At 68.6% G+C, this 5,221-nt stretch carries 5 protein-coding genes; 1 reads left to right on the plus strand and 4 read right to left on the minus strand.

Annotated elements, in window-relative coordinates; genetic code table 11:
* Window positions 1-31: 31 nt before the first annotated feature.
* Both IRZ30_RS15395 and IRZ30_RS15400 read right to left on the minus strand, forming a co-directional pair.
* On the minus strand, window positions 32-1,360 hold the full coding sequence (locus IRZ30_RS15395) for a hemolysin family protein (RefSeq protein WP_294086409.1): 1,329 nt from the start codon (window positions 1,358-1,360) through the stop codon (window positions 32-34).
* 61 nt (window positions 1,361-1,421) lie between these two features.
* On the minus strand, window positions 1,422-2,315 hold the full coding sequence (locus IRZ30_RS15400; protein WP_294086411.1) for an NAD(P)-dependent oxidoreductase: 894 nt from the start codon (window positions 2,313-2,315) through the stop codon (window positions 1,422-1,424).
* A gap of 182 nt (window positions 2,316-2,497) precedes the next feature.
* Here IRZ30_RS15400 and IRZ30_RS15405 point away from each other — a divergent pair, with 182 nt between their 5' ends.
* Window positions 2,498-3,274, plus strand: coding sequence for a trans-aconitate 2-methyltransferase (locus IRZ30_RS15405; RefSeq protein WP_294086412.1), 777 nt, complete (start codon window positions 2,498-2,500; stop codon window positions 3,272-3,274).
* Between the two features lie 56 nt (window positions 3,275-3,330).
* On the opposite strand, the gene IRZ30_RS15410 is transcribed toward IRZ30_RS15405, so the two are convergent.
* Both IRZ30_RS15410 and IRZ30_RS15415 read right to left on the minus strand, forming a co-directional pair.
* Window positions 3,331-4,257 (minus strand): YihY/virulence factor BrkB family protein, encoded by a 927-nt coding sequence (locus IRZ30_RS15410; RefSeq protein ID WP_294086414.1) that lies wholly within the window; start codon window positions 4,255-4,257, stop codon window positions 3,331-3,333.
* A gap of 81 nt (window positions 4,258-4,338) precedes the next feature.
* Window positions 4,339-4,818: a hypothetical protein gene (locus tag IRZ30_RS15415; protein WP_294086415.1), complete on the minus strand. Its 480-nt coding sequence runs from the start codon at window positions 4,816-4,818 to the stop codon at window positions 4,339-4,341.
* Window positions 4,819-5,221 lie beyond the last annotated feature (403 nt).

The raw sequence follows: 5,221 nt of genomic DNA on the forward strand, positions 1-5,221 counted from the left end.
CCCAACGCCAGCACCGGGCGCGCCTCGCCATTTACCGCCCGTCGCCTTCCGGCTCCGCCTGGAAGGCGACGCGCACGCGGCCCGGGCGGTGGCCGGTCATCGTGAGGACGGTGAGCCGCAGTGGGCCGGTCACGACCGAGTCCCCTTGGACCGGGATGCGCCCCAGCCGGTCGGTGATCAGCCCGCCGACGGATTCCGCCTCGACCGGGCCGATGACCTCCGGTTCCAACTCCAGCCGGTCGAGCAGATCGCCGACGGAGGCACGACCGTCGACCTCCAGCACGCCCGGCGAGACCTCGCGGAACGGCTCGTACCCCGGGTCGAACTCGTCGGTGATCTCGCCGACCAGCTCCTCGATCAGATCCTCCAGGGTGACCAGGCCGGCCGTGCCGCCGAACTCGTCGACGCAGATGGCCATGTGCGTACGCCGGGCACGCAACTCGCGCAGTAGTTCGTCGATCGGCTTGGCATCTGGCACGAAGTAGGCCGGGCGCACGACCTCCCCGCATGGCCGCGCCGCCGCATCGGGGTCGCTCCAGAGGATACGGAAGACATCCTTGACGTAGAGGATCCCGACGATGGCATCCAGCGACTCCTGGTAGACCGGGATGCGAGAGAAGCCGGTCGTGAAGAACCGGTCGACCGCCTCACCGAGCGTGGTGGATGCCTCCAGCGCGACCACGTCGACCCGCGGGACCATCACGCTCCGGGCGGTGGTCCGGCCGAACTGGAACGCCTCCTCGATCAGGTCGGCCTCCTCGGCCTCGACCAAGCCCTCGTCCTCCGCGGTCTCCAGCATGGCGAGCAGCTCGTCGGCGGTGAGCCCAGGGAGCGACGCCCGGCTCTCCACGCGGAACAATCGCAGGATGAGGTTGGTCGTGGCGGTCAGCAGGACCACGAACGGCCGCATCACCGTAGCCAGCCACTGGACCGGCCGGACGACGATGAGCGCCAGCGTGTCCGCCCGGCGGACGGCGAGCGTCTTCGGGACGAGTTCGCCGAAGATGATGCTGACGAACGAGATCGCGCCGGTGACGACGACCAGCGCCAGCCCCTCCGCGTTGCTCTGGATGAAAGGTACGCCGCTGTCCGCCAGCCAGGCGCCCAGCACCTCCACCAGGCTGACCGCGCCCACAGCCGATGAGAAGAAGCCGGCCAGGGTGATCCCCACCTGGATGGTGGCGAGGAACGCGCTGGGGTTCTCATTCAAGGCGAGGACTTGCGCGGCCGCTTCGTTGCCGTCGTCCGCCAGGGCGCGCAAGCGCGTCTTGCGTGCCGACACGATGGCGATCTCCGAGGCTGCCAGGACCGCGTTGATCCCCAGCAGCACCAGGATGATCGCCACTTCCACGCCCACCATCGCTGATCACCTCGCATTTACCAGCGCGCCCGATCACCCAGGCCGGCGGCCACGACCGGCGTCACTCCGTCCGCCGCACCTCGACTCCGGCCAGCCGCTCAAGCGGCTTCACCAGCGCCACCATGTCCTCGTTCCCGAGGCCCAAGGCTCGCCCTTCTTTGAATGCCTCCTGCGCCACCGCGCCCAGCATGAGCCGTACGTCGAGCGCAGACCCCACCTCGTGGATGAGGCCCAGATCCTTCAGGATCAGGTTGATCGGCGTGCCGCCTTCGAACTGCCGGTCCATGATCAGCGGCAGCCCGCGCGTCAGCATCCGGCTGCTGCCGAAGCTCGACTGGAGCACGTCGAGCAGCGCCTGCGGGTCGGCCCCCGCCTTCACGCCGAAGACGACCGCTTCGGCGACGGCGGCCATGTTGATCCCGACCAGCAACTGGTTCACCAGCTTGACCACCGTGCCGGAGCCGGAGGGGCCGACGTGGTGGATGTTCGTCCCCAGCGCCTTGAGCACCGGCATCGCCCGATCCAGCACGTCCTTGTCGCCGCCCACCATGATGGTCAGCGTCGCCGACTCCGCCCCGGCCGGGCCGCCGCTGACGGGGGCATCGAGAAATCCCGCGCCCCGCTCCTGTGCCGCGGCGTAGAGTTGCCGGCTCAACGCCGGGCCGACGGTCGAGCAGTCCACCAGGATCTGCCCCTCGCGCGCCGCCGAGATCAGGCCGTTCTCGCCGAGGTAGACCTCCTCGACCGTGGCGGGGGTCGGCAGGCAGGTGAACACCAGATCGGCCGCTTCGGCGACCTCCCGCGGCGACGTCGCCGGCTTCGCGCCCTCCCCGCTCAGTTCCTCCACGACGGCACGGCTCCGGTTGTGGATCGTGACCTCGTAGCCAGCCCGCAGCAGGTTGCGGGTCATCGGCTTCCCCATCTTCCCGAGCCCGATGAACCCCAAACGCATCATGCGCCTCCTTTCGTCGCTCCCCACCATTCCAGCGCGGCACACCGCGTGCCCCACACGTCACGACACGGCATTCTGGCCGCACTATGCGCGTTCCCTCACCCCGGCGCAAGGTCGCGCAACGCCGCCGGACGGCGGTAGACTGCGGCCGGACGATCGAATCGTGGAGCGAGGGAGGGCCACACGTGACGACGCGGCAGACCGAACCCGAGCCGAGCTGGGACGCCCGGGGCTACGATGCGCACTTCGCCTTCATCTGGGAGTACGGCAGCGACTTGATCGACCTGCTCGCTCCCCAGCCGGGCGAGCGGATCCTCGACCTCGGCTGCGGGACCGGACACCTGACCCGCGCCATCGCCGACCGCGGCGTGCACGTCACCGGCATCGACCGCGACCCTGCCATGATCGCCCAGGCCCGCGCGAACTACCCGGATCTCCCCTTCGAGGTCGGCGACGCCACCCACCTGGCCCCCGATCGCCCGTTCGACGCCGTCTTCTCTAACGCCGTGCTCCATTGGATCAGCGACGCCGAGGGCGCCGCAGCGTCCATCCGGCGTGCGCTGCGGCCTGGCGGGCGGCTCGTCGCCGAGTTCGGCGGCCATGGGAACGTCGCAGCCGTCGTCACTGCGGTGGCGGACGCTGTCGAGGCGGCCGGCTATACCCCCGTGCGCACCCCGTGGTACTTCCCGAGCATCGGCGAGTACGCGACGGTACTGGAGCGCCATGGTCTGGAACCGATCTGGATGGCCCTCGTCGACCGGCCGACGCCCCTGGACGGTGGGGCCGACGGGCTGCGCCTCTGGCTCACCATGTTCGGCGATCGCCTGCTGGCCGGCGTCCCCACCGACGCACGCGACACCGTCATCCGCGCCGTTGAGGAGCGCCTCCGCCCCGATCACTACCGCGACGGCACCTGGTACGCCGACTACCGCCGCCTCCGCCTCATCGCCATCGCCCGCTAGGGCCGATCACCCGCCCGCTGCGGACCGACGCAGCACGGAATACGCAATTCGCCCACTCATGCCTTCCGACCAACCCGGTCCCGCCTCCGCTCGGCGACGATGCCGCCGCCGAAAATGACCACGTTCGCCACCAGGTAGACGAAGACGAGGAAGGTGACCGCGCCACCCAGCGGGCCATAGACGCTCTGGAAATCGCCCACCGTCGTTATGTACAGCCCAAACCCCACCTTCGCCAGCTCGAACCCCACCGCAGCGAACAGCGCGCCCGCCCAGAGATCGGCAAACTCCGGCCGCAGGTTCGGCACCAGCCGGTAAAGGAGCAGGAACACCATGAACGACGTCGCCAGCGGCAGCAGGAGGAACACCACACCCCACGCCACGCGGATCAGCAGCCCGTCGAAGTAATCGCTGGCAAACGTGCGGACGAGCCGGAGCCCCAGCGTCAGCAACGTCGAGAAAATCAAGAGCGTCGGGACGGAAATCATGGCCAGGAGGTCAACCGCGCGTGCGTGGACGAAGGAGCGGGTACCGGGGACGTCAAACACCCGGTTTAGCACACGCCGGAGCGCCCCGAAGACGCCGCTCGCTGTCCAGGCCAACCCGATCAACCCGATCAGGCCGAACACTCCCCCACCTGGGGCACCCAGGTCGTCGAGCAGCCCCTCGACCGGCTCTTGCAGCCCCAACTCCGGCGGGATCTGCGCCAGCACTGCCCTGGTGATCGTCGCGTTGACGTTGGGGTCGCGCACGAACCACCCGAGGACGGCGACCGACAGGAGCATGAGCGGGAAGAAGGAGAACAGCACGTAGTAGGAGATCGCCGCAGCGTAGATCTGCCCCTGTAGCCCGAAGAAACTGCGCCCGGCGCGCCAGAGCAGGTCAATCGCATAGATGCGCCGGGCGGGGGAGAAGATGGCGATCACAGCCCGGCGCAGCCGCGTCGCGCCTGTACGGTCTCCCCGCCCCTTCGCCGCCGTGCTCACCGTCGCGCCGCCACTCCGTGATGCGATGCACTGTCCTGGCCACACCCACAGTATAGCCCGCCACCTGAGGCGCCTTTCCCCTCAGAGCTGGCCGAAGAAGCGGCCGATGAGGCGACCAGTGCCGATCCAGAAGTCCTGACCCAGCAGGAAGATCGCCAGGATCGTCGCCGTGATGACCACGGCATCCACCGAGCTGCGCCCCTCCTTGGCCCAGTAGACATCCTGAAGGTGCAGCCAGAGTGCAAACTCATCGAGCGTAAGCGCCGCGCCGACACCGAACAGCACCGACAGCGTCGTCCGCCACTGCGGCGCATCGAACGCCAGCGCCAGGTAGCCTGTGATCAACAGGAGGAGGATGCCCCACACCAGGTGGTGGATGTGCAAACTCCCGACGGTGATATTGCGCAGCCGACCCTTATCGTCGTGGATGGCGTGGGTGATGACGCGCACGATGATGAAGGTAACCAGGAACGCGATCAGGATGAAGAACTCCGGTTCTTTGCCGGTGTCGACAATCGCGCGTTCGTAGAGGCGCGCAATATCGTGGCCGAGCCGCTCCATCGATCCTCACCTCCCGGCGATACATGGGCCATGAAGCGGGATTATTGCACGAGGCGTGCACCCGCACGCGCGGGTGTGCCGTGGTTGGTGTCAGGGGGTAAACCCCGGACTGGGCAACGATGTCGGGTGCGACGGCCCCAGCCGCCGCTTTGGCATGACGCGGCACGATGCGGCGCCGGGGTTTTCCGCGCCGCCGTTGGGACGCGAGATGAGTGGTGCGACGGATCACACGGCGTGGCCCGTGCCCGGGGCTAAAGCCGCCGGGCTGAGAAAGCGAAGCCCACTGAAGGGGCTGGGGATCGTGCGCCCGGTGGGGTGCTGGAGCGGATCCGCCTGCGCGTGGTCATCGTAGCCCCTTTAGTGGGCTTACCCAATGTCAGCCCGGCGGCTTGAGCCCCGGGCA

The sequence above is a fragment of the Sphaerobacter sp. genome (assembly GCF_019683595.1).
Classification (GTDB): domain Bacteria; phylum Chloroflexota; class Chloroflexia; order Thermomicrobiales; family Thermomicrobiaceae; genus Sphaerobacter.

Coding starts and splice junctions, on each gene's coding strand:
- IRZ30_RS15400 (WP_294086411.1), bottom strand. CDS start 2,315: ATGATGCGTTTGGGGTTCATCGGGCTCGGGAAGATGGGGAAGCCGATG.
- IRZ30_RS15395 (WP_294086409.1), bottom strand. CDS start 1,360: ATGGTGGGCGTGGAAGTGGCGATCATCCTGGTGCTGCTGGGGATCAAC.
- IRZ30_RS15415 (WP_294086415.1), bottom strand. CDS start 4,818: ATGGAGCGGCTCGGCCACGATATTGCGCGCCTCTACGAACGCGCGATT.